At 64.6% G+C, this 22,078-nt stretch carries 14 protein-coding genes; 2 read left to right on the forward strand and 12 right to left on the reverse strand.

Translation table 11 applies throughout. The annotated features are described in order from the left end of the window. Positions 1 to 169: 169 nt before the first annotated feature. The 8 genes from BMZ79_RS11265 to BMZ79_RS11300 form a co-directional block, all read right to left on the reverse strand. A complete protein-coding gene (locus tag BMZ79_RS11265) occupies positions 170 to 2,920 on the reverse strand; it encodes an alpha-mannosidase (protein WP_090639866.1) in 2,751 nt (916 codons plus the stop codon). Further along, on the reverse strand, positions 2,907 to 6,089 hold the full coding sequence (locus tag BMZ79_RS11270) for an alpha-amylase family protein (protein WP_090639869.1): 3,183 nt from the start codon (positions 6,087 to 6,089) through the stop codon (positions 2,907 to 2,909). The genes BMZ79_RS11265 and BMZ79_RS11270 overlap by 14 nt, the downstream gene beginning before the upstream one ends. Beyond that, positions 6,082 to 7,407: a glycoside hydrolase family 125 protein gene (locus BMZ79_RS11275; protein WP_090639872.1), complete on the reverse strand. Its 1,326-nt coding sequence runs from the start codon at positions 7,405 to 7,407 to the stop codon at positions 6,082 to 6,084. Before BMZ79_RS11275 ends, BMZ79_RS11270 begins: the two co-directional genes overlap by 8 nt. A gap of 236 nt (positions 7,408 to 7,643) precedes the next feature. Then, a complete protein-coding gene (locus BMZ79_RS11280) occupies positions 7,644 to 8,558 on the reverse strand; it encodes a carbohydrate ABC transporter permease (RefSeq protein ID WP_090639874.1) in 915 nt (304 codons plus the stop codon). 85 nt (positions 8,559 to 8,643) lie between these two features. Further along, positions 8,644 to 9,579, reverse strand: coding sequence for an ABC transporter permease (locus BMZ79_RS11285; protein WP_090639877.1), 936 nt, complete (start codon positions 9,577 to 9,579; stop codon positions 8,644 to 8,646). Between the two features lie 223 nt (positions 9,580 to 9,802). Continuing rightward, on the reverse strand, positions 9,803 to 11,317 hold the full coding sequence (locus BMZ79_RS11290; protein ID WP_090639880.1) for an ABC transporter substrate-binding protein: 1,515 nt from the start codon (positions 11,315 to 11,317) through the stop codon (positions 9,803 to 9,805). A 152-nt stretch (positions 11,318 to 11,469) separates the two neighbouring features. Next, positions 11,470 to 13,098: a response regulator transcription factor gene (locus tag BMZ79_RS11295; protein WP_090639883.1), complete on the reverse strand. Its 1,629-nt coding sequence runs from the start codon at positions 13,096 to 13,098 to the stop codon at positions 11,470 to 11,472. Beyond that, positions 13,091 to 14,920: a sensor histidine kinase gene (locus tag BMZ79_RS11300; RefSeq protein WP_090639885.1), complete on the reverse strand. Its 1,830-nt coding sequence runs from the start codon at positions 14,918 to 14,920 to the stop codon at positions 13,091 to 13,093. The genes BMZ79_RS11295 and BMZ79_RS11300 overlap by 8 nt, the downstream gene beginning before the upstream one ends. 305 nt (positions 14,921 to 15,225) lie before the next feature. On the opposite strand from BMZ79_RS11300, the gene BMZ79_RS11305 reads away from it, so the two are divergent. Together BMZ79_RS11305 and BMZ79_RS11310 are read left to right on the forward strand one after the other, a co-directional pair. Then, on the forward strand, positions 15,226 to 15,648 hold the full coding sequence (locus BMZ79_RS11305; RefSeq protein ID WP_090639888.1) for a flagellar basal body-associated FliL family protein: 423 nt from the start codon (positions 15,226 to 15,228) through the stop codon (positions 15,646 to 15,648). Between the two features lie 10 nt (positions 15,649 to 15,658). Continuing rightward, positions 15,659 to 16,726, forward strand: coding sequence for a phosphodiester glycosidase family protein (locus BMZ79_RS11310; protein WP_090639890.1), 1,068 nt, complete (start codon positions 15,659 to 15,661; stop codon positions 16,724 to 16,726). Between the two features lie 405 nt (positions 16,727 to 17,131). On the opposite strand, the gene hflX is transcribed toward BMZ79_RS11310, so the two are convergent. The 4 genes from hflX to BMZ79_RS11330 form a co-directional block, all read right to left on the reverse strand. Further along, the gene (hflX, locus tag BMZ79_RS11315; RefSeq protein WP_090640214.1) at positions 17,132 to 18,412 is read right to left on the reverse strand and encodes a GTPase HflX; all 1,281 of its coding nucleotides are present in this window, start codon (positions 18,410 to 18,412) and stop codon (positions 17,132 to 17,134) included. A 518-nt stretch (positions 18,413 to 18,930) separates the two neighbouring features. Continuing rightward, positions 18,931 to 19,707: a DeoR/GlpR family DNA-binding transcription regulator gene (locus tag BMZ79_RS11320; RefSeq protein ID WP_090639893.1), complete on the reverse strand. Its 777-nt coding sequence runs from the start codon at positions 19,705 to 19,707 to the stop codon at positions 18,931 to 18,933. 33 nt (positions 19,708 to 19,740) lie between these two features. Beyond that, the gene (locus BMZ79_RS11325; RefSeq protein ID WP_090639895.1) at positions 19,741 to 20,724 is read right to left on the reverse strand and encodes an aminotransferase class III-fold pyridoxal phosphate-dependent enzyme; all 984 of its coding nucleotides are present in this window, start codon (positions 20,722 to 20,724) and stop codon (positions 19,741 to 19,743) included. A 364-nt stretch (positions 20,725 to 21,088) separates the two neighbouring features. Beyond that, entirely contained in the window at positions 21,089 to 21,901 is an 813-nt protein-coding gene (locus BMZ79_RS11330; RefSeq protein ID WP_090639898.1) for a CehA/McbA family metallohydrolase domain-containing protein, read from the reverse strand. Positions 21,902 to 22,078: the final 177 nt, after the last annotated feature.

Below are 22,078 nucleotides of genomic sequence, written 5' to 3' on the forward strand. Positions count from 1 at the left end.
CGCCGGCGGCGCGAAGGCGCCGGTCCGCGCGGCGCGGCGCGGGCTCGCGCGGCCGGGTTCGGTTCCCGCGGCGCGGCGTGCGGGACGCAAAAAAGGGATGGACCGGCCGCAGGCCGGTCCATCCCTTTTTGTCGTTTATACTTCATGCCGTTAACGGCTCGCGCAGCTCTTACGGCGCGATCGCGAGGCCCGCCGTGTAAATCTCGCACGGCCCGAGGTCCGCCGCGAACGCCCCGTTCGCGTCCGATGCCGCGAGCGGCTCGCCGGCGCGCTCGAGCACGTCGCTCGCGTACGCCGCGCCGACCGGGCCGACGTTCGGCCGCACGCGCAGCGCCGCCGCTTCCGGCCGCATGTTGAACCAGCGCAGCATGAGGTCGCCTTCCTCGGCGATCTTCGCCGAGGAGAACGCGACGCCTTCGCCGTCCCACGCCAGGAACGCGTGCTCCGGCGCGAGCGCGCCGTCGTGCACGCCGGTCTGCACGGCCGTCCACGGCGTCTGGAACTGGTACGCGGCCGCGAACGCGCCCGCCGCCGCGCCGTCGCCGCTATGCGGCAGGATCAGCAGCTCGGTCGCGTGCTCCCCGAGGCATTGCGCTTCCGGCGTCGGGAAGACGCCCCAGTCGCCGAGCTCGGCGACGGCGCGCAGCAGCGTGACGGCGATCGTGTTGCGCCCGTCGCGCAGCACTTCGTACTCGTTCAAGCCTTTGTTCGCGACCGTGAGCCCGTGCGCGCCGTCGCTGACGTCCGCGAACGCCTGCTGGTGCTGCGCGTTGCTCGGGTTCTCCCACTCGGCGGCCGGCTCGTTGTCGCGGACCGCCACCTCGAAGATCGCGTCGGCCCGGTGCACGGACGCCGTCAGGTCGGTCGGGAACAGCGCGCGCACGCGGTGGTCCTTCGCCCGGTTGTCGAACGTCGTGCGGACGCCGACGCCTTGGCCGGAACGATCCAGGCTGACGACGGTGCGGATCGTGAACGGCACGAGCGCCTTCGACCGTCCGGCCTTGCGCTCCGGATAGTAGACGGCTTCCTGCTTCTCCTGCTCGAACAGCTCGTCCGCCGAAGCCGGGATCGCCCACTCGTGCACGATCTCGAACGCCGCGCGGTACGGCGTGTCCTCGACGACGCGGATGCTCGCCGCGAGCCCTTTCGTCGTCAGCGCCGGCTCGCCGTCCGGCTGCTTGAACATGTATTCGTTGCCGATGTCGCCGGCGTCTTCATAGATGAGCAGGTCGCGGTATGCGCGGCCGGTCGCGAGGTCCGTCACCGCGAGCGTGCCGTCCTCCGCGATCTCGACGCGCAGGTTCGCGTTCGCGAGCGCGCGCGGGCCGGCCACGAGGGACGGCGCCGGCGCCGCTTCGGCCGCGCCGTTCACCCAGGCGTACGTCTTCAGGCCGAGCGCCGGCACGCCGGCCGCCTCGAACGTCAGCCGCACGCGGCGCGCCCAGTACGGCTGGCGGAATTTGTCGTCCGGCAGGTCGTAGTCGAACTGCAGGCCGAGATCCTCCATCGTATAGGCCGCCGCGGTGCCTTCCGCGTCCACGAGCGTCCGCTCGCCGATGCGGTATTCCTTCATCATGCGAATCATCTCGCTCGGCGCGATGCCTTCGCGGTAATACACGCGCGCGACTTCGAGCTCGACCGTCACGGGGCCGCTCTTCGCCCAGCCCGTCGTGTTGAACACGACGAGCGGCAGCGCGTTCTGGCCGTGCCGCGCGAACGCGCTCGTATCGACGGCGCCGGCGAGCGCGTGCTTGCTGTCGTCGACGATCGTCTCGGCGACGTGGCGGCTCTTATCGAACCGCGTGACCATCTCGCGGTGCACTTCGTCGACGCTGCAGCCGCAGATGCTGTCGTGCGGGTGGTTCTGCATGAGCGTCTTCCACGCGTACTTCAGCAGGTGATGCGGGTATTGGGCTTTGCCGGCCGCGTGCGCGAACGCCGCGAGCGGCTCGGCGACCTTCTCGAGGATCGTCTGGCCGGCTTGGTTCATCTGCTTCAGGTACACGCGCGCGGACGCCGTGTTGACGAGCGTCGACCAGCCGTCCGTCCGCTGGCTGCGCAGCTCGCCGCGCACGACCGACAGCTGCTTGTCCGCCAGCGACGCCTTCAGCGACGCCAGGTAATCCGGGAAGTTCGAATGCACGAAGTCCGTGTCCGGATACAGCTTGCCCGCGAGGCGGATCGCCTCCGGCAGGTCCGTCTGGATCGGCTGGTGGTCGCAGCCGTTCATGAACAGCAGCTGGCCCGTCGAGGCGTACTTGCCGGCGTCGGACAGCTTGCGGTCCCAATACGCCTTCGCTTCCGCTTCGTCCGTCGGCACTTCGTTGCCGTTGCTGTACCAGTTGGCGAACAGGATGCCGAGCACGCGCGAGCCGTCCGGCCCTTCCCAGATCAGCTCCGAGAAGGACGATTCGTAGGCGGCGTCCGACACCGTGTTGTTGAAGCCCGTCGGCTTGACGCCCCGGCCGAACACCGCGTTGTCGATGCCGGCCTGCTTCATGAGCTGCGGCGCTTGGCCGATGTTGCCGAACGTGTCGGGGAAATACCCGATCTTCGCGATCGTGCCGTAATGCGCGGCGTCCTGGTGGCCGATCTGCAGGTTCCGCACGTTCGCCTCGCTGCTCGTCAGGAACGCGTCCTGCAGCACGTACCACGGCCCGATGTGAATGCGGCCCTCGCGGATCCAGTGCTCCAGCCGCTCGCGGCGGTCGGGCCGTACCTGCAGGTAGTCCTCGAGAATGATCGTCTGTCCGTCGAGGTAGAAGCTGCGGTATTCGCTGTCGCGCTCGAGCGTGTCCATCAGGGTGTCCATGAGCGCGATCAGGCGCACGTGGTGCTTCTCGTAAGGCAAATACCATTCGCGGTCCCAGTGCGTGTGCGAGATGATATGGGCCGTTCTTCTATTGTCAGCGTTCGCCAAGGCGATCGTCTCCTTTCGATTCCAAGTCCGCCGGCAGGGCCAGCACGTCCACTTCGTCCGGACGGTACACCGCCGTCACGCGGCCGTCGCGGTCGGCGGCGAACAGCACCGCGCGCTCGCGCTCCAGCACGAACGAATACGAGGCGCCCGTCGCGACGGATTTCACTTCGACCTGCGCGTCGTGCGCGTATTCGGATACGAACACGAACAGCTCCCCGTCTTGGAAACGGAGGCTCCGGCCGTAGACGCCGGCGAGGTCGCCGCCCTTCACCCACTCCAGCTCCCGCCTGACGCCGGAGGCGGCCAGCGCGTGCGCGTACAGCGCCGCGATCGGCTCGTCGCGCTCGTTCAGCTCGAGCGGCAGCGGGCTCCAGACGATCCGGCCCCTGCCATGGGCCGCTTCCAGCACGCGGTCCGCGCCCGCCGGGCCGTCGCCGCGGCCGCAGGCGGTCTCCTTGAACAGCTCGGCGATGCGCCGGCGGCCGTACGAGACCGGATAGGACCGCTCGCCGATCGCGAGCCGCTCTTCCCGCACGACGTTGCCGAGCTTCCGCTCGCCGAACGCGTCCGCCAGCCGATCGGTCTCGCGCCAGTACGCGTCGAGGCCGAGCGGCCCCGTGAATACCAGCGTCGCGCCCGTCGACGCGACGATGCCGAGCAGCCGCGCGAACGCCTCGTCGGCGAAGTTATGCGCCGACGGCACGAAGATCAGCTTGGCCGGATTCGTCTCCAGCGGGGCCAGATCGTACTCGGACACGCCGCGGAACGGCACCTTCAGCTCGTACCCCAGCACGCGCGTCAGGCGCGTCGTCGCGTCGAACGCCAGCTTGCGGTTCGAGAAGTCGTTGGAATACGGGTACACGACGGCGACGTCCTCCAGCGCCCGCTCCCGGAACAGGTCGCGGATCTCGCCCATGAAGCTGCCGAACCGGTACGACACGTCCGCCTCCGGCTTCTCCGTCCCGTCCGCGCGCAGCGCGCCGATATGCGACTCGTTGGCATTGTCCATGAAGAAGTTCGTGTTCCAGATCCACTGCACGGCGCCGGCGCCGCCCGCCGCGAAGGCGTAGGCGTACTTGCGCTCCAGCATCGCGCGCAGCTCTTCCTCCGACCGCTTCGCGAAGCCGGCCGGCGTCTCGACGTACATGATGCCCGTCTCCTGCACCACGTTCGGCTTGTCCGCCGTCTTGGCGAAGATGCCGTCCCAGAGCAGGTTGTCGTTCAGCCACCAGGAATGGACGGTCGTGTAGTCCACCGCTTCCCCGTAGAAGAACGGCGACGGCCGCTGCGCGCCGAGCGCCTCGTCCTGGCCGACCGTCACGAGCTGCGACGGGTTGCCTTCCTTGATCGCGCCGACCAGCTGCTTCGCCCAGCGGTTGTGCATGTCCATCGAGAACAGCGCGTAGTCCAGCCAGCGCGTGCCCCGTTTGCCTTGGTGCATGTCCTGCACGTCGAAGTTGATGTCTTCCGGCTCCGGAACCGCAGCCGCGGCGAAGTCCGGCAGCTCGCCCGGGGTCATGCCCCAGCGCTCGCGCAGCGCCTCGACCGTGCCGTGGCGCTCCGCCAGCCAAGCCGTATACGCCTCCCGCTCGAAGCGGTCGCGGCTCGAGCGCGGCCCGTCGGAGAAGATGCGCGGCGGATCGAACATCGACGGCTCGTTGATCAAGTCCCAATCGACGTTCGTCGTCTCGCGGTGGCGGCTGACGATGGCGCGGATGAACCGCTTCTGCGCTTCCACGCTGCGCGGATCGAGGTACGGATTGACCCCTTCCCACGTCTCCGGCGTGAAGGAGAAGAACGTGAACGTCACCTGCAGCCCGTGCTTCTTCGCGGTCAGGAAGAACGCGTCGATCGAGCGCAGCACTTCCTCGGACGCGTGCCCGTCCACCTGCATGATGTTGCGGTACGCCGTCCAGACGCCCGTGCGGATCCAGTTGATGCCGGCCTTGCGCATCTGCGCCATGTCGCGGTCCCAGACCGCCGCGTTCGGCAGGAACAGGAACTTGCGCGCGACGTCGCTCGTCATATAGGTCATGCCGACGACCGGCATCGGCCGGCCGTCCTTCTCGAAATAATCGCGGCCGCGCTTCAGCGGCTCGCCCTCGCGCAGCAACGCCTCGTCCGCGCCCCAGAAGCCTTGGCGCAGCAGGCGCGTCTCGCCGTCCGCCGACGCCGCGACGCAGTCCACCTCATAGAAGCCCGGGCGGACGTCGCCGAGCAGCGGGATGCGCTTCAGCTCGAGCGCCGCGCCGACCTCCGCCTCGTGGCGGTACGTGAACACGATCGCGCTGTCCCCGCGGCGGCGGACCTTGATATCGAACGTCCATCGCGTCTTCGCGGCGGACGCGCCCGAACCGGCGTCCGCGCCGGAGCGGCCCAGCTTCTGCGCCTGCAGCGTCAGCATCGGCCGTTCATGCGGCTCGTACGACGCGTAGCCCGGCTTCAGCCACAGCTCCGTCACGCCCGCGGCGCAAAACGCCGCCCAGTCGAGCAGCGCGTCCGCGCCGCCGCGCGCGAAGAAGTCCGCGCCGAGCGGCTGGTTCACGAACAGCCAGCGGCCGCCGGCGAAGTCGCCCTTCGTGTTCTCCCACAGCACCGCCGGCGCGGCCACCTCGCGGCCCTCGGCCGAGACGCCCTTCAGCAGCGCGTGGATGTGCGCGTCCATCGGACCGGCCGAGCCCATCTGCTGCGGCAGGTCGCTCGCCTTCGTCACGTGCGGCACGAGGTTCCACGTGTCCGCCGCGCCGAGCAGCGCTTCCCGGCCGAGGAACAGCGGAATGTCCGCCGACGCGGCGTATTCCTTGACCGGCGCCGCGGCGACCGGCAGCATCTCGTGGATGCGCAGCTGCCGATGATACGCCGTCTGCTCCGGACCGGCGAGCCACGCGCCGGCTTCCTTGCGCACCGGCACGCGGAACGGCGCGCCGCCCGCGCTGATCAGGCCGCCGCCGCGCTTCAGGAAGCCGACCAGCGCCTCCCAGGCCGCGACAGGAAAATAAGGCGCGTGCAGCGTGAGGAACACGCCGCCTTCCGCGCCTTCGAGACGGGCCGCGAGCTCGTCCGCGCCGCAGACCTCGCCGGCCGCGCGCAGCCGCTCGAGAGAGGCCCCGTCCATGGCAGAGGCGCCCGGAAAGGCGCCGTCATGAAAAATAATCGTCGAATTAGGCATCGAGCAGCCCTGCTTTCATCGCTTTATAGACAAGCTGAGAGAACAAGCTGTTGGACCAGGCGAACCATTTGCGCGTGAATACGGCCGGATCGTCCGCGTGGAACCCTTCGTGCATGAAGCCCGTGTCGGCGTCGGTCGCTTCGAGCGCCGCGATCATCGCGAGCTTCTCGTCGTCCGTCGACGCGGTCAAGCCCTGCATCGACAGCGCCATGTGCCAGATGTAGCCCGGAGGCGTGTGCGGGCTGCCGATGCCCTTCGCCGCCTTGCCTTCGTAGTAGAACGGATTTTCGAAGCTGAGCGCGAAGCGGCGCGTGTTTTGGTACACCGGGTCGTTCAGGTCCGCGTAGCCGAGGTACGGAATCGAGATCAGGCCCGGCGTGCCGGCGTCGTCCGCCAGGCAGTAGTTGCCGAAGCCGTCGGTCTCGTACGCGTAGATCGGGCCGAACTCCGGGTGGCGGTAGATGCCGTACAGCTGGATGCCGTGGTCGATTTCCCGCTCGAGCTTGGCCATCTCCTTCTCGAACGACAGGTCGCGGAACACGAACTCGGCGATCTCGCGCATCTGGCGGAGCGTCACGACGGCGAACATGTTGTCCGGGATGTTGTAGTGGAAGTCGCACGCGTCGTCGCTCGGCCGGAATCCCGACCAGACCATGCCCGTGTAGTTGACCGGCATGCCGAAGCCGTCGTTCTGCAGCGAATCCGTCATGATGCCGTTATCCCGCTCGAAGCGGTACGGCGAGCGCTCGAAGTGGTGCTGCTCCCGCTTCCACAGGTCGACCGCGGCGCGCATCGCGACCTTGAAGTCGGCGTCGAAAATGTCCGCGCGGCCCGTTTCCTTCCAATACGCGAACGCGAGGCGCATCGAGAAGCAGATGGAGTCGAGCTCGAACTTGCGCTCCCAGACCCACGGCGACATGTCCGTCTTGTCGTCGGTGTTCCAGTGCCAGTCGTTCGCCATTTCGTTGAACGCGTTGGCGTACGGGTCGATGACGATGTAGCGCATGTGCAGCTTGATCAAGCCGGCGATGACGCGCTGCAGGTCCGCGTCGTCCTTGGCCAGCGGCACGAAGTGGATGACCTGCTCGACGGAATCGCGCAGCCACATGGCCGGGATGTCGCCCGTGATGACGAAGGTCGTGCCGTCTTCCTGCAGCTTCGTCGTCGTCTCCAGCGTGTTCGGGAAGCAGTTCTTGAACAGCCGCAGCAGCTTCGGCCGGTGCGCCAGCCGCGTCTCCGCTTCCGCCAGCACGTCCCGCACCGCCTGCGGCACCGGGAGATGCGGCATGTCGATTTTGGGCAGTCTGAATTGTTCCATGGTCGTTTTTCCCCTTTGTCAGTTCTCGATCGCGGGCACGGCAGCGGCCAGGCGAGGCGCCGCCGCGATCAGGCGCGCGGTTCCGGCGGCGAACGGGGAGCCTTGCGCAATTCCGCGCAAGGCTCCCGCCCGCCGATCCTTTATGCCGCAAACCGTTTGCTTCGCGCAATCGTTTAGCTTCGTTAACGTTTATCTGCACGAAAGCTTAACCTAAATACCTTTCGTCGCCGAACGCGTTATTCCTTCACGGCGCCGACGGTCAAGCCTTGGACGAAGTAGCGTTGGAAAAACGGGTACGCCAGGACGATCGGACCGGTCGCGAGCACGACCATCGCCATCCGCGACGTGTCCTGCGGCATCGACTGCAGCACGCCCACGCCGAGCGACGTGTTGTTCGAGTTGGCCAGGATGAACTGCATGCTGTTCTCGATCCGCATGAGCATCGACTGCAGCGGCACGAGATCCGGATTCTCGATGTACAGCTGGGCGTTGAACCAGTCGTTCCAGTAGCCGAGCACGCTGAACAGCGCGATCGTCGCGAGGCCCGGCAGCGCGAGCGGAATGATCAGCCGGAAGAAAATGCCGAACTCGCCGGCGCCGTCGATCTTGCCGGACTCGATGATCGCGTCCGGGATCATGGTCGCGAAGAACGTGCGCATGATCATGATGTAGAACGCGTTGACGGCCATGGGCAGAATCAACGCCCAAAGCGTATCCCCCAGGTGGAGAAACTGCGTCGTCACGATGTAGGACGGCACGAGGCCGCCGTTGAACAGCATCGTGAAGAACGCCATGAACGAGAAGAACTTGCGGTATTTGAAGCTTTTGCGCGAGATCGCGTACGCGAAGAACGAGATCATCGCGAGGCTGATCGCCGTGCCGATGACCGTAATGAGGATCGTGACGCCGTACGAGCGCAGCAATTGGTCGCCCGCCTTGAACAGGTAATTGTAGGCCTCGACGCTCCATTTCTTGGGAAACAGCGAATACCCGTCGCGCGCCAGCGTCTTCTCGTCCGTGAACGAGACGATCATGACGAGCAGGAACGGAAACACGCAAGCCAGCGAGAACAGGCCGGCGAGGAGATTGAACACGACGTTCCACGCGGGCGTAAGCCGGTGGAAGTCCTTGGATTTCGTAAGGGATGCCATGATGATGCTCCTTTCTGCCTAATTGCTTACGAAGCGGACGAATGCTGCATTCCCTGTCTCCGACAGTGAACGCAAACCAATCGTCTTAGAATAACGCGTTATCCTTGTTGAACCGGCGGACGATGTAGTTGGACGTGATGACGAGCACGAAGCCGACGAACGACTGGTACAGGCCGGCCGCGGTGCTCATGCCGATCTCGCCCGTCGTTTTCAGGCCGCGGTAAACGTACGTATCGATAACGTTCGTGACGCTGTAGAGCGTCCCCGAATCGCGGGGCACCTGGTAGAACAAGCCGAAGTCCGCGTAGAAGATGCGCCCGATCGCGAGCAGCGTCAGGATCGTCATGAGCGGCGCCAGCATCGGCAAAGTGACGTTGCGGATCTGCTGCCACTTGTTCGCGCCGTCGATCATGGCCGCTTCGTACAGGGACTTGTCGATGCCCATGATGGCCGCCAGGTAGACGACGCTGTTGTAGCCGAGCGACTTCCACAGGAACACGACGATGATGATGAACGGCCAGTATTTCGGCTCGGAGTACCACTGCTGCGGATCCATGCCGAGCCCGAGCGCGATTTTGTTGATCACGCCGCGGTCGAAGCTGAGGAAGCTATATACGAAATAACTGACGATGACCCAAGACAGGAAGTACGGCATGAACATGCCGGTCTGGTACCATTTCGCCAGCTTCTTGTTTGCGATTTCGGAGAGAATGACCGCCATGGCCACCGCCAGGACGAGCCCGATGAAGATGAACACGATGTTGTAAAGCAGCGTATTGCGGGTAATGACGTACGCGTCGTCGGTGCTGAAGAGGAATTTGAAGTTGTCGAAGCCGACCCAGCGGCTGTGCATGAAGCTCGACAGGAACCCTCCGTGTATGCGGTATTCCTTGAACGAAATAATGGCGCCGAGCATCGGCAGATACGAGAATAAAAGAAACCAGACGGTCGCCGGAAGCACCATCAGGAGCAGGGCTTTATTGCGGTTCATGTCTCTGAAGAAGCGCCCTAAGGCTTTCATGGGGTTCACCCACCCTTTCTAGCGAAGTCGGTTCGCAGCGCCAGGAAAGGCCTGCGGCTGTTCGTTTCGTCCCCGGCGATTCGGGCCGGCCGCTCTGCATGCAGCGTCCCGCCGGCCATCGCCGCCTAGGATCCGGTACGCGCCGGGGCATGAAGCCCCGGGCGTCCGTCATCCTAAAAAAAGGGCGAATGCCGAACATTCGCCCTTCGGTGCTATAAGCGGCTTACTTGGCTTGCGTCGCCTTCCAAGCGTCGAGCTGCGCTTGCGCTTCGGCCATGACTTTGCCGAGGCCCGCGTCGTTCAGCTTCTTGATCGCTTGCGGCAGATATTTGTCCGGATCGACCGTACCCGTCATCAGCGGTGCCCAGAACGATTCTTTCGCGTTCTGCACGGCCGCGATTTCGCTCGAGACCTTCGTCGGATCGAAGTTGAAGCCGAGCAGGGCAGCCGGTTTGCCCGCGTCGTTGTATTTCTTGAACTGCTCCCATTTGTCCGCAGGGTCGCCGGGGTTCAGGTACGTGATCATGATGTTGCCCAGGGCGAACGTCGGCATGTCGTAGTTCTTGGACTCCGGCAGGTTCTCCATGTAGTTCCCGTCGGTTTTCTTGTAGTGCGTGCCTTCGATGCCGGAGTCGACCATGTTGCGGAGGACCGGATCGGTGTTCAGCAGGTTCAGGAATTCCATCGCCTTCTCTTTATGCTTCGAGTTCGCGGAGATCGCCTGCATGGAGCCCATGACGGACGAGTTGTAGATCAGCGCGTCGCTCATCGGCGTCGAGACGATCGGGTAGCCGTAGCTCGTCGACCAGACGTTGTCCGCGAACGGCTGCGTCGTCGCCTTGTCGGCGAACCATTTGCCCGTCGCTTGCACGTCCGAGGACGATTCCAGCGTCGCGGCTTCCGTCGGGATGTAGCCGGCTTGGTAGTACTTGTGCATCGTTTCTAGCGCTTGCTTCATTTCCGGCGTTTCGAAAACGTTGACGATCTTGTAGCCCGAGTCGCCCAGCTTGACCGCGAGCGGGAACTTCTCGATCAGGTAGTCGTACGGGATGTACGGCGTGAAGTTCTTGTCCACTTGCAGCGGCGTCACGTCCGGGTTGTTCTGCTTGACCGTCTTGAGCAGCGGCTCGAGGCTTTCCAGGGAACGCACGTCCGTGATGCTCAGCTTGTTTTGGTCCAGGATGTTCTTGTTGAAGCGCCATACTTCGGCCGTCGGCAATTCTTTGTTCGCCGGTACGCCGTAGTTCTTGCCGTCGACCTTGGAGCCCGTCAGGAACGCCGGGTCGAGCGTGTCCACGATGCCTTGGCCATGCTGCTTCAGCAGGTCGTCGATCGGAGCGAACGCGCCTTTGCGCGCGTTTTGCACGTAGTCGAACGCCCATGCGGCCGTGAACATGATGTCCATGTCCGCGCCGGAAGCCGTCAGGACTTGCATCTTCTGGTTGTAATCGCCCCAGTCGATCATCGTCATTTTTACAGTCGCGCCGATCTTGTCCTTCGTGTAGGCGCTGACCGCTTCCATGACCTTGTCGACGTCCTTCTGCGGCGTGCCGATCGTGTACCAGTTCAATTCAACCGGCTCGGAGCTGGTGTTGCCCGATCCGGACGCGTTGTTCGCCGGTGCGTTGTTCGAGCCCGCGTTGCCGTTGTTGCCGCCGCTTCCGCAAGCGCTTAACAACAACATCCCCGCCATGGCGGACGTCAGGCCGATCGCCGCTGTTTTTCTGTTCCATGCCATTAGGTGGTGCCTCCCTTTTGTCTGTGAGTCGAAGCCTAGTCGCGACTTGGTGCTTCTTCATCTTAGAAGATGAAACCATTTTCAAAAATAATAGAAAACAAAGAATAAGTGTACAAAGTAAAGAAAGGAACCGACATGCGGCGCCGGCGGCGTCACAGCAGCTCCTTATAGTCCCCCGGCACCATGCCGACGTGCTTCTTGAACTGTTTGTAAAAATAGCCCGTCTCCCAGTACCCGACCTGCCGCGCGATCTCGCCTACCTTGAGGCGGCTGTCGGCCAGCAGCTCCTTCGCCCGCTCGATCCGGTACTTGTTCAGGTAATCCGTGAACGTCTCGCCCGTCTGCTTGTGAAAGAGCTGCCCCAGGTAGTTCGGGTGAATGTGGAACTGTCCGCCCAGCGATTTCAGCGTCAGCGCCTCCGCGTAATGCTCGTGGATGTAGCGCAGCGCCTGCTTGATGACGGGGCTCATGTCTTCGCCGGCGAACGAATCCGCCGCGAAGAACGCCGCCGCCCGGACGGCGTCCTCGACGTCCTCGAGCGCGATGGCGGCCACCGCCCGGTCCAGCACGTCGCGGAACTGCTCCGCGGCGTCCACGCGGCCGAGCTTGTCCACTTCCATCTTCATGAGAAGGATCAGCTCGACCGCCGCGGCCCTCGCCCGTGCGGGACTTAAGCCCCCCGCCGCCCGGATCGCCGCGAAGTCCCGCCCGATGCGGGCCAGCAGCTCGTCCTTGTCCTTGGCGAGGATCGGCTTGGCGTAGGCGTCCCAATCAAACAATTCCGCCGGCACGGCCGACGTCTCCCGCGAGATGGCGGCGTAGTCGAGCAGCCGGCTGTCCGGCAGCACGAGGAAGAACTGCTGCGCCTTGCGCGCCTGCGCGAAGCCGGTCGCGGCGTCCGCGGCCGGCGCAAGCCCGCCGAGGGCGACGCGCGGCGCGAGCCCGCGGCGTTCCCAGCGGTCCGCCAGCCGTGCCAGCGCCTTCGCTACCTTAGCATGATCCGCCTCTCCGCCGTTTATGCAGCAGCAGGCGACGGTGAGGTCTTCGTCTTCGTTCAGGAACGGCACGAACGACAGCCCGTCCGCTTCGCCTTCCGCGGTCAGCGCCGCGACGTCCGCCGCCAGGACGGGGAACGCCGGGACGGCGGCGTCCGCTCGGCCGCTCGCCGTAAGGGCTTCGGCGGCGCGGTCCGCGTCGCCGCCGTCCGCGCCGGCCTCTTCCGCGGCCGCGGCCCGCCCGAAGCGGACGATGGCGAAGGCCGCGAACGGCTTCGTCAGGTCGACGCCGAGGAGCGCCGCGCGTTCGGCCAGCTCCGGGAACGCGATCCGCCCGTTCGCCCAGCGCGTCAGGACGTTGTCCCGAAGGATGCCGATCTCGTCCTCGCCGAAGACCGGCATCGGCTTGTCGGCGTCCAGCTTGCGCGCCGTGTCGGCCAGCGTCGCCTCCAGCTCCTCGAAGCGGATCGGCTTCAGCAGGTAGTTCTCGATGCCGAGGCGCATGCCTTCCTTCAAGTAATCGAACTCGTTGTAGCCGCTCAGGATGATGACCTTCAGCTGCGGCCGGATCAGGCGCGCCCGGCGGATCAGCTCGAGTCCCGTCATGATCGGCATGGAGATATCGGTAATGAGCAGGTCGACGCACACCTCGATGATCCGCTTCAGCGCCTCGTCGCCGTCCTCGGCGGTGCCGACGACCTCGAGGCCGAAGGCGGACCAGTCCACCGCGTCGCTCAGCCCTTCCGTGATGAACGGCTCGTCGTCGACGAGCAATACTTTATACATCGCCAGCTTCCTTTCCGTACTCCGCCGCGGGCCAGCTCACCGTCACCGATGTGCCGCTCCCCGGCGCGCTCTCGAGATGGAGCCCGTACCCGGGCCCGTACGTCAGCCCGATCCGCTCGTGCACGCTGCGCAGCCCGAAGGACTGCGATTCCTCGGCTTCCGGCGCCTTCAGCCGGCGCATGATGCCGGCCAGCCGCTCCGGCTCGATGCCTTTGCCGTTGTCGCGGACGCGCACGACGATCAGGCCGTCCTCCCGCGCCGCCGCGATCGTCAGGCGGTTGTCCCTGCGCCGGGAGTCGAGGCCGTGCACGATATAGTTTTCCACGATCGGCTGCAGCAGCAGCTTCGACACGGGCGCCGGCACGAGCTCCCGGCCGCAGCTGATCGCGTACGTGAATTTGTCCTTGTACCGGATCCGGAACAGCTCCAAGTACAGCCGGCACATCTCCAGCTCCTCGCCGAGCGTGCTCTCCGCCTTCGCGTCGACGGAGCCCCGGAACAGCGCGGCCAGGCTGTAGATCATCTCGCCGACGTCCGTCGCCCCCTGGGACACCGCCCGCATGCGGATCACCTCGAGCGTGTTGTACAGGAAATGCGGATTGACCCGCGCCTGCAGCGCCGCCAGCTCCGTCTGCTTGAGCCGCAGCTCGGCCTTGTACTCGCGGTCGATGTGCCGCCCGAGCTCGTCGAGCATGTCGTTGAAGCTCTGGGAGATCTGCCCGAGCTCGTCCTCGCGGGCGTCCTGCAGGCGGGCCGACAGGTCGCCGCCCTCGACTTTGCGCATGAAATGGACGATGCGGTTCGTCCGGCGCGCGATGCTGAAGATGACCGCGGACGGCACGATGACCGCGACGATGATGCAGGCGGTGCTGATCAGGATGATCGTCCGCTTCAGCCCCGTGTACGCTTCGGCCATCACCCGCTTCGGCGTGATGCCCACGACGGTGAAGCCGGCCTTGCTCTGCGCGAGCGTGTTGATGTACGCGGGCTCGTCCAGCACGACCGTGTCCTTCAGGGAGCCGATCTGCCGCATGTACGGGAACGGCTTGCCGTAATACCGGTTCGCCGAATCGGACAGCACCTGCCCGTCCGGCGTCAGCACGACGATCTCGCCCTTAAGCGGCGTCCGGCTCCGGTCCAGCGACCGGCTCACCATGCCGGCGTCGAAGTAGACGAGCAGTTGGCCGACGTTCTTGAGCGAATTGCGGTCGTTGACCTGGCTGCGCATCGAATACAGCTGCGGGTTCCACTGGCCGATCAGCCTGCGGATCCAGAGGTTCGGCGTCGCCGCGACCGGCCCTTCCGCCGCCATGATCTCGGGGATGTAGGAGCGGATCGGATTCGTCGTATACAGCCGCCGCGGCCCGTTGCGGTTGAACGCGTACAGCTGCCGCATGTCGGCGCTGTACAGCAGAATGTTCTGGATGTCGGCATCCGCCTCCATCCGGTCGGACAGGAAGCTCAGAATGTCGACCGCGCTTTCGTTGCCGCCGGCGTAATTCTGGTCGAGCAGGTACTGCGCGTAATCGCCGTACGAATGGCGCAGGAAATACGAGGCGTTGCTCGCGAGCGCGCTGTTCCGGTAAATGTCCTGCACCGTGTTTTGCACCCAGTCGTACTTCTGCTCCATGTAGCGGTTGACCCGTTCCATCGCCTGCTTTTGATTGTTCAGCTCCCCGTTCACGACGGATGCCGACATGAGGGTAAAGAGGAAATAGGAGAGCGTGATGATCGTCAGGTTCACGATGACGGCGAAGACGAGAATGACCTTCACGAACAGGTTGTTGCGGATGTAGTTGTTGTAGATCTTCCGAAGTCTCACGCGCAGCTGCCCTCTCTCGCGAATGGTTGGGATTTGCGGCCATTATACCATTAAGTCCGAAGGCTCGCCTATTCGGCCCGGGGGCGGAAAGCCTTGGCGCCGGCGCCCGCGCGCGGCCGTCGGCGTTTGCCGATCCTTCACGCCGCGTTTACGCGTTTCTACGCCTTTTGTGGTAGAATAGTGGTTCCATTGGTAGACGCTGTATCCGAATTTGCTAGCATGAAAGCAGGAATGAAAGTAGGAAAGATAGCAGGAATGAAAGCTTAGTCCCCTGTCAGTCAGAAGGTAAGGAGTGATGAATTCGCATGGAAACGAACATCGAGACGACGGCGCCGCGTTCGGCGGAACGGACCGCGCGCCGCTCGAAGCCGTCCGTTCCGCTGTTCCTGGCGGTATGGGTGCTGCTCATCGGCTGCGGCGTCGCCGGCACCGTCTGGTACGCCGGCCAGCTGAAGGCCAAGCTGACCCGGGAGATCGGCGAGCAGACCTCGCGGCAGATCACCGCCATGCAGCAAAACTACGATACGCGGCTGAAGCAGATGCAAACCCAATACTCCGGCGAGCTGAGCAAGGTGCAGGGCAAGGTCGACGCCTTGAACGAGCTGCTGGAATTCACGAAGGATAACGCAAACTCCAAGACCGACAACAGCAACAAGCTGTTCACGCAGCTGAGCGAGGTCGAGAAGAAGCTGGCCGCGCTCCAGAAAAGTTTGGACGTGCTAAAATGAGGGTGGCGACATGAGGGTAACGGTTAAACGCATTAACCGCTTCTGCCTGCTGACATGCGCCCCGTTCATCGGGCTCGTCGTCTGGCTGCTCGCGGCGGACCTGTCGGTCACGCTGCCGGACGATGCCTTCCCGCAGCCGGCCGCGGCCCCCGCGGCGGCGAACGCCGACAAGCTGGCCGCGGGCCTCGACCAGGCGAAGCAGACGGCGCTCGCGACCGCCAAGTCGCTCAAGAAGTCGATCGCGCTGTACGCGGCCACGAACAAGAGCATGGGCGCCATCGTCGCGATCGCCGACTCGCAGGCCGACCGGCCGTACAAGATCTACGACCGCCGCATCACGCTGAAGATCGGCGCGCCGGCGAAGCAGATCGACTCGGACAACATCCGCGCGCAGCTGTTCGTCGTCCGGGCGCAGCACTTCACCGGCTACGCGCTCAAGGTCAAGCTGAAGTCGCCGGACGCGATGAAGATGGTGCTCGGGCAGGACAAGAACGGCGGCGCCGAGACGACGCTCGCGGCCGCGCGGCGCTACGGCGCGATCGCCGGGGTGAACGCCGGCGGCTTCGCGGACGACGGCGGCAAGCGGTATCCGCTCAGCACCACGGTGATGAACGGCAGCTACCTGAACGGCTTCGATCCGTCGTTCAAGGACCTGTTCTTCGTCGGGATGAACGACAAGATGGAGCTGATCGGCGGCAAGTATGCGAGCGAGGACCAGCTGGACCGCGAGAACCCGCGGTTCGGCGCCTCCTTCGTGCCGGTGCTGCTGCAGAACGGACGCGCGCAGCCGATCCCCGCGAAGTGGCAATCGAGCCCGCTGCGCGCGCCGCGGACGATCATCGCGAATTACAAGGACAACCAGCTGCTCTTCCTCGTCATCGACGGGCGCAACGAGAACGGCAGCTCGGGCGCGACGCTCGCCGAGGCGCAGATCCTGCTGCAGCGGTTCGGCGCCATCGACGGCTACAACCTGGACGGCGGCGGCTCGTCGACGCTCGTGTTCGACGGCCGCGTCGTGAACCATCCGTCGGACGGGACGCCGCGGCCGGTGCCGACGCACTTCCTGTTCTTCGGGTAAGCGGGCAATCCAAGTCCAAGCTGCCTCATCCGAAACCATCGGCCTTATACGCGCTTTACGGGGACCGGCCGCTTGCCGCGCAAGCGCCGGTCCTTTTTTTGGCGCGCGGACGCCCTTGGCCGGGAGCACCGGGCAGCGGATCGTCGAGACTATTCTCGAGACTCCCGATAGTATGCCCGCTTTTTCCAGCGATCGCCGCCTCGGCCGGCCAAACCGGCGCGAAACGCGACGAAAAAGCCCGGTCCCCTCGGGGACCGGGCTTTACCCGCGGCGCAGCCGGAGCGCGGCCTTGCGGCACGGGCCGCATGGACCGGACTACGCAGCGCGCCTTGCGGGCCGGACCGCGCAATCCGGCCGGACAGGCCGTGCGGGCCAAGCGCGCCCGCGAGCATGCCCCGCAGCGGCCTATTCCACCGCCGCCGGCTCGACGAACAGATGGCGGTATTTCTCGTAATCCGCCTGCCGGCACTCCATCGCCAGGCGCGTGCCGTTCGGCTCGTAGCTCGTGGCGAGCACGTTGCCGTTGGCGTTGAAGTACGAGACGAGCCGCCCTTCCGTGAACGGAATGACGACGTCGCAGCGCACGTAATCCTGGAAGATCCGCTTCTTCACGACCGCGACCAGCTCCTCGAGCCCCGCCTCCTCCTTGACGGAGAGATAGACGGCGTCTCCTTCCGCGCGCGGATAGGCTTCGCCCGTCAGGTCGGTCTTGTTGTACGCGTACGCCATCGGGATGTGGTCCGCGCCGAGCGCCTTCAGCGTCTCGTTCGTCACCTCGATCAGGCGCTCGTACTCCGGGTTCGCGTAATCGACGACCTGGATCAGCAGGTCGGCTTCCGCGACTTCCTCGAGCGTGGAGCGGAACGCCTTGACGAGGTGATGCGGCAGCTGGCTGACGAAGCCGACGGTGTCGGTCAACAGGAACGACTTGTTGTCCGGCAGGTCGATGCTCCGCACGGACGTCTCCAGCGTCGCGAACAGCATGTCTTTGGCCAGCACCTGCTTCGCGGAATCCGGCATGTACCGGGCGAGCAGCGCGTTCATGAGGCTGGACTTGCCGGCGTTGGTATAGCCGACGAGACAGACGACCGGCACGCCGGTCTTCCGGCGCTGCTTGCGCTGAACCTGGCGCCGCGCGACGAGCTTCTCGAGGTCGTCCTGCAGCGCGGAGATCCGCTCCTCGATGCGCCGGCGGTCGAGCTCGAGCTTCGTCTCGCCCGCGCCGCGGTTCTTGAGGCCGGAGCCGCCGCCTTGGCGGCCGAGCGATTCGCGCAGGCCGACGAGGCGCGGCAGCATGTACTGCAGCTGCGCGACCTCCACTTGGAGCTGCGCTTCGCGCGTCTGGGCGCGCTCGCCGAAAATGTCGAGGATGAGAATCGTGCGGTCGATGACCCGGAGCTGCAGCTCGCCTTCCAGGTTGCGCAGCTGCGACGGCGACAGCTCGTCGTTGAAGATGATCGTCGACGCCTCGAGCCCCTCCGCGAGCGCGGACAGTTCATGGACCTTGCCGGTGCCGAGATAGTGGGAGCCGTTGATCTTGACCGCCTTCTGCGTCAGCTCGCCGACGACCTCCATATTGCAGGCTTCCGCCAAGTTCCGCAGCTCTTCCATCGCGTAGTCGAAATCCGGCCGGTCGTTCAAATTGACGCCGACGATTACGGCTTTTTGCAGCATAGGTTGTTCCATCATATACGTCATTCCTCCTTTGTCTGCGACAAAAACGGGGACAAAACAAAAAACGCACGGCGCGCCGGCCCGTGCGTGATTGGAGGAACTCGTGTCGGAGCCCGGCCGCGAAAGAAGCACGAAGCTTCCCGCCGGCGGGCGAAAGGTCGGTTCGGCGACGGATGCCGCGAAGAAGCCCGCCGATAAGCGGGATGCGGCGCCGTGCCGGGTATGAAGCCGAAGGCAACGACGCGAACCGGGCCGGCTCCCGGCCGGCGGTTCGTAGGCGTCGATCTAGCTGCGGGTTACCTTCAACGGACAGACCTATCCTGAGATCCTCTGCACAGGGCAGAGCATTGGCGCTATTCAATTAGCCGCGCAACGTTCTCAATCGGATAAAGTCTATCACACGTAACCCTCCGTTCCTTGTAAGTATCGCCATTCTAACACAGGACGAGCGGGCATTGCAATCCATTGGCAACGAATTGGAAATCAACGGGCGGCGCGCGGCCCGGCCTGTCCCGCTCCTGCCAGGCGCTTTACGGCACCCAGGTCACGCCCATGTCCTGCAGCGGCTTCTCCCAGCCGGCGGGCGGCCCTTCGTTCGAGACGACGTAGTGCGCCTCCGACAGGTCGGCGATCTTGGCGACCGTCCGCTTGCCGATCTTGGACGAATCCGCCACGACGACGACGGTCTCGGAGCTGCGCACCAGCTTGCGCGTGAACAGCGCCCGCTCGTAGTCGAAGCCGGACAAGCCGCCCTCCAGCGACACGCCGTCCACGGAGATGAACGACTTGTTCACGTAGAAATCCTCCATCATCTTCTCGGCGATCGGCCCCGACACCCGCAGATGCTTGGCGTTGACCTCGCCGCCGATGAAAATGATTTTGCCGTCGAAGCTGCCCCGCTTCTGGTATTCGATCAGCAGGGTGAGCGCCGGGATGGCGCATACGAGAATCGTCAGCTCGCGCTTGCCCTCCAGGCAATGGATGATCTGCATCGCCGTGCTGCCCTCGTCGATGACCAGCACGTCGTGGTCGTGGATCAGCTTCGCCGCGTGCTGGCCGATCAGCCGTTTCTCCTCCGCGCGGCTTACTTCCCGTTCGTGGTACGCCGGCTCGATCTCGTGCGCGAACTTCACCGCTCCGCCGTACACCTTCTTGAGCTTGTTTTCCTTCTCCAGCTCGTCCAGGTCGCGCCGGATCGTTTCCGTCGTCACGTCGAACTTCTGCGACAGCTCGTTGACGTTGACTTTGCCCTTCTCGTTCAGCATGTAGAGAATGCCGCGTTTCCGTTCTTCGCCCGCCAGGGACATGCCATTCTCCCCTTCGAATCCGTTTATTGCCTATTATAGCATTTGCGCGGTTATTCGTAATCGCGGCCGTCCGAGACTTCGCGGATGCAGTGCTCGATGATCTCGAGCTCCCCGCGCATCTCGTCCTCGGTAATGAGCAGGGACGGACGCAGCGTGATCACGTTGCCTTCGATGATCTTGAACGCGACGCCGCGCTCCATCGCCTTGTACATGACGGCCTCGGCTTCCGCGACGGCCTTCTCCTTCGCGCTGCCGTCCTTCACCAGCTCGATGCCGATATGCAGCCCCTTGCCGCCCACGTGGCCGACGAGCGGACAGCGCGCGCATGCCGCAGGCGATATCGCCATCGCGCTCGAACAGCAGCTCCATCTGGCGCAGAATCTCGTCGTCGACCTGCTCCTCCGTCGCGAAGCCCCACGGATTGCGGTAATAGTTCGGGAATTCCACGTGCAGCGCGCCGGGCACCATCCGGCCGTTGCCCGTCTTGAACAGGCGCTCGCCGCCGACGCTCGCGGCTTGGAAGCCGTTGCCGTGATAGGAATCCCAGAACGAGATCGTCTTCCACTTGCCGGTGACCTGCTTGGCCAGCATGACCGCCATCTCGATCGCCTCGGAGCCGCCCGGCGCGAACAAGACGCGATCCAGCCCTTCCGGCGTAATCTTGACCAGCTTCTTCGCCGGCGCGACCGCGTGCGCGTTCGTGTAGCGCCGCGGCGCGAACGTGTTCTTCTCCCGCAGCGCCGCGACGACCGCTTCGATGACCGCGTCGTTGTTGAAGCCGGCGTTGTGCACGCCGTTGCCGTGCATGTCGATGTACGCCTTGCCGTCCATGTCGTAGATATGGATGCCCTCGGCCCGCGACAGCACGTTCAGCACGGGCGTCGACAAGCTCTGGTGCAGAAAATAGCGATGGTCCGCTTCGAATACCGCCCGCGCGGCCGGCGACAGATTCCGTTTCCAGTATCGCCCGCGCGCGTCGGTCGCGTTGATGTCTCCTTGCTCCCGGCTGTATGCCATTTCCTACTCGCCTCCTGCGATTGTTGCGTGTCCGCCCCGTCGGCGCTAGCCCTGCCGCCGCCGAGGGAACGGTCGAGCAGGCCGTGAATGTGGTACTGCTGCCCCGTCTCCCGCACGCTCATCTCGCACGCCATCTCGTAGCCGTCCAGCATAATGAAGCGTTCGTCGTCGAACGCGTCGGACTTCCAATAAATCTCGTGATCGCTCAGGCACATGAAGTCGTAGCCGCGATCCTTATAGGCTTGAATGACCGTCTCGGGCGCGTATTGGCCGTCGCACCGGGATCGAGTGCGTATGCAGGTTGCCTTTGTATTTGCGCTTGCTTCCATCCAAATAAACGATCGGTTTCATCCTCGGCCGCCTCCTAGTCCAGCAGGTCCGCGACGAACACCGGATTCGTCCACACGACGTTGCCTTTGTAATCGACGCATTCCACGCGGATATACGTCATGTCCGGCTCGATGACCATCGACGCTTCCGTCAGCGGCTTGCCGGAGGCGAAATTGCCGATGAACGGACCGCGCTGCGGGAACGCCTTGAACATGATGAATTTGCACGGGAGCACGCGATCTTCAGCTCGCCGTCCTCGACGCGCAGATCGCGCACCTCCGGACCGGAGCTGGAATGGAAGCGGCCCGCCTTTCAGGCTGCGGATCAGCTCGGCCTGCGTGAGCGCCTCCGCCTGCACCCGCACCCAGCCGCCGCCGTATTCGGGAATCTTCCAATCCGGCTCGTGCGTGTGCGAATCGTCCGACGCGATGCCGAACACGCGCTTGCCGTTCTGCAGGGCGTGATCCCAGTACGCCGCGCCGTACGAGCTGGCGGTAGACCATTCCGTGGAGTGGTTGTAGATTTCGACGGCGAAGAATCCGTCGTACTTGACCATGTCGTCGAAGCGCGTCAGATGCCACTCCGGATGATTGAACACGACGAGATTGCCGTGCGCGCGCAGCTCGTCGATGAGCAGCTGCGGCGATGCTTCGCCGACCCACGGCACCGGCGTCGGAAACTGCTCCAGATGGCCGTAGCGCGGCAGCGCCGGCTCGACGGTCGGGTCGTCCAGCACCCCGAAGTGGTAGCCGGGATTTTTATCGGGAACCGGATTCAGCTCGCCCCGTTCCGTGCCCGGAAGCGCGATGAAATCGGCCGTGTCGAATTCGTCCGTGCGCGCGTACACGTCATGATCGCTGATCGAGATAAAATGATAGCCCTTCGCTTTGAACGCCTCGACGTGCGGCGCGAAGCCTCCGGCTTGCAGGGACTGGCCTCGCTAAGGCGATCCAACATGCAAAAGCCGAGAACCGGGCCGCTTGGCGGCTTGGTTTTCGGCTGGGATGGATGATGACGATGCGGC

Source organism: Paenibacillus sp. UNC496MF (assembly GCF_900113915.1).
Classification (GTDB): Bacteria; Bacillota; Bacilli; order Paenibacillales; family Paenibacillaceae; genus Paenibacillus_Z; species Paenibacillus_Z artemisiicola.

Bases quoted from the DNA above. Each gene is read 5' to 3' on its own strand.
- BMZ79_RS11270 (WP_090639869.1), bottom strand. From the start codon at position 6,089: ATGCCTAATTCGACGATTATTTTTCATGACGGCGCCTTTCCGGGCGCC.
- BMZ79_RS11275 (WP_090639872.1), bottom strand. From the start codon at position 7,407: ATGGAACAATTCAGACTGCCCAAAATCGACATGCCGCATCTCCCGGTG.
- BMZ79_RS11280 (WP_090639874.1), bottom strand. From the start codon at position 8,558: ATGGCATCCCTTACGAAATCCAAGGACTTCCACCGGCTTACGCCCGCG.
- BMZ79_RS11285 (WP_090639877.1), bottom strand. From the start codon at position 9,579: ATGAAAGCCTTAGGGCGCTTCTTCAGAGACATGAACCGCAATAAAGCC.
- BMZ79_RS11290 (WP_090639880.1), bottom strand. From the start codon at position 11,317: ATGGCATGGAACAGAAAAACAGCGGCGATCGGCCTGACGTCCGCCATG.
- BMZ79_RS11295 (WP_090639883.1), bottom strand. From the start codon at position 13,098: ATGTATAAAGTATTGCTCGTCGACGACGAGCCGTTCATCACGGAAGGG.
- BMZ79_RS11305 (WP_090639888.1), top strand. From the start codon at position 15,226: ATGGAAACGAACATCGAGACGACGGCGCCGCGTTCGGCGGAACGGACC.
- BMZ79_RS11310 (WP_090639890.1), top strand. From the start codon at position 15,659: ATGAGGGTAACGGTTAAACGCATTAACCGCTTCTGCCTGCTGACATGC.
- hflX (WP_090640214.1), bottom strand. From the start codon at position 18,412: ATGGAACAACCTATGCTGCAAAAAGCCGTAATCGTCGGCGTCAATTTG.
- BMZ79_RS11320 (WP_090639893.1), bottom strand. From the start codon at position 19,707: ATGTCCCTGGCGGGCGAAGAACGGAAACGCGGCATTCTCTACATGCTG.
- BMZ79_RS11325 (WP_090639895.1), bottom strand. From the start codon at position 20,724: ATGGCATACAGCCGGGAGCAAGGAGACATCAACGCGACCGACGCGCGC.